Source organism: Catenibacterium sp. co_0103, from assembly GCF_004168205.1.
In the GTDB taxonomy this organism is placed as follows: domain Bacteria; phylum Bacillota_I; class Bacilli_A; order Erysipelotrichales; family Coprobacillaceae; genus Catenibacterium; species Catenibacterium mitsuoka_A.
Genome location: NZ_RCYB01000164.1, coordinates 1 through 2,215, shown reverse-complemented (window position 1 = coordinate 2,215; position 2,215 = coordinate 1). Strand labels below are relative to the sequence as shown.

The following is a 2,215-nucleotide window of genomic DNA, read 5'->3' as shown; positions in this document are numbered from 1 at the left end:
GCTCATTCATTCTCAATTCAACCTTTCTCATAATAACCTCCCTCGGAGGTTATAGTTTAACACGGCAAGTTGATAATTTCCCAATTGGGACATTATCAACTTGGATACATTGAGACATTATCACATTGGAATCAGACCCAAATAGATCTTAAACTATAAAACATTGAAAAAGCTTATGAAATATATTAATATTTCATAAGCTTTTTTATTTTGAAATGAAGGGGAGAATTATATGGAACCAATGGAAGATGCCAATACCGTCGAAAGAATGCTTATTCGTAAGGCTGCAAGTGTGAAATCACCTGCCAACGGTAGTATAGAACTATTACCTCTATGCAATATGAACTGTGATATGTGTTATGTTCATTTAACTCATAAACAGTTAGAAGAAGCAGGAGGAAGAATTCATACTGGTAAAGAATGGTTAGAAATAGGGAAACAGATGGTAGAGAATGGAACACTATTCTTATTACTTACTGGTGGAGAACCATTACTACATCCTGATTTTAAAGAAATCTATTTAGGTCTTAAAAAGATGGGTATTGTTATTACGATTAATACGAATGCGACACTCATAGATGAATCATGGGTAGAATTCTTTAAGCAACATATGCCTAGACGTATTAATATTACTTTATATGGCTCTAGTAATGAGACATATGAAAGATTATGTCATTATAAGAATGGTTATGATAAGGTTATGAATTCTATTAAGATGTTACAGGAAGCAGATATTCCTGTAAGAGTAGGTTTCTCTCTTGCGAAGAATAACCAGAAGGATGCCGGAGATGTATTAAAGATGGTCACTGATATGGATATTCCAATCTCATTTGATACATATATGCTTCCTGCAACACGTGAAAGAAAGTTACCTTATAATCAACAGGCAAGACTTGCACCAGAAGATGCAGCTCTTACTTTCGCTCATAATCTAGATAAGATTGATTCTATTGATCATGTCGAAGAGTATGTGAATAAACAGCTTAAGTTAGTAGAAGATAGAGTGATTGGTGAAGAACAGGAAGGACAAATGGAATGTCTGGCTGGAAGATGTTCTTATACAGTAAACTGGCAGGGTGAAATGCATCCATGTGTTATTTTAACTGCACCTACCGCCAATGTCTTTGAGGTGGGCTTTAAACAGGCCTGGGAGACTGTTTCTGATGGGTGTTCAAAGATCAGATTATATTCTGGATGTTCTGTATGTAAATTAAAATCTATTTGTCGTACATGTGCTGCAAGCCATTTATTGGAATCTGGCAGCTATATGGGTAAACCAGAATATATGTGTACCTATACAGAAACACTCTATGAAGAATATAAGAGAATGAAGAAGGATTTCGAGAAGTAAGAATTACTCTTACTTCTTTTTATTAGTAAAAAATTTTGTTATACTTAGAGTAAGTAATATTTTATATACAAATATGAATATGATGTAATAAAGATCTACTCAAAATTTCTGATTTAATCAATTATGAAAATTATGAACTATATGTAAATCAAAGGATAAAATTATGAGTAGAACAACTATTGAAGAATTAATATCTCAAATGGATACAATTCCTTTTTTGTTTATTGGTTCAGGGTTTTCAAGACGTTATTATGGATTACCTGATTGGAATGGTTTATTGAAGCACATGATTAAACAGATTTGTTTCGATGAATTTGCTTTTCAATCATATGTTTCAAAAGCAGAATTGAAAGACAAAAAATACGGATTATATCCAGCAATTGCTACAGTTTTAGAAGCGCATTTTAATAAAAAGTGGTTTGAGGATCCATCTATTAGATGTGTAGATGAATATTATATGCAAAAAATAAAAGATGGATGTTCACCATTTAAAGCTGAAACAGCTCAGTTTATTAAATCAAATTCAGTATTAAAAGAAACATTCAGGGATGAAGTAAAACTATTTGGCCATATATCAAAAAAATCTGTTGCAGGTATTATTACGACTAATTATGATATGTTTTTTGAAAAATATTTATCAGGATATAAAGTTTTTTGGATACCCACAAACCACAGGTCAGTGAAAATTAAATTTCATAAACACCGATTAAACGGCGTTCATGAAGCTGAACCAGACACATGAATTTCCCATCTGTTCTATAATTAGATTAGAAATTAGATGGAGGTATAATCATATGTCAAACAAAGTATTAAAGCCTAAGAAAGCTTCTCTTTATCAGTTCACTCAGAAATATTCCAACAATA

At 32.0% G+C, this 2,215-nt stretch carries 2 protein-coding genes; both read left to right on the top strand.

What is annotated here, in order from left to right:
• Positions 1 to 232 precede the first annotated feature (232 nt).
• A complete protein-coding gene (locus EAI80_RS12760; RefSeq protein WP_129982339.1) occupies positions 233 to 1,351 on the top strand; it encodes a radical SAM protein in 1,119 nt (372 codons plus the stop codon).
• 163 nt (positions 1,352 to 1,514) lie between these two features.
• Complete coding sequence (locus EAI80_RS12755; RefSeq protein WP_129982338.1) at positions 1,515 to 2,093, top strand: hypothetical protein; 579 nt, start codon at positions 1,515 to 1,517, stop codon at positions 2,091 to 2,093.
• Positions 2,094 to 2,215 lie beyond the last annotated feature (122 nt).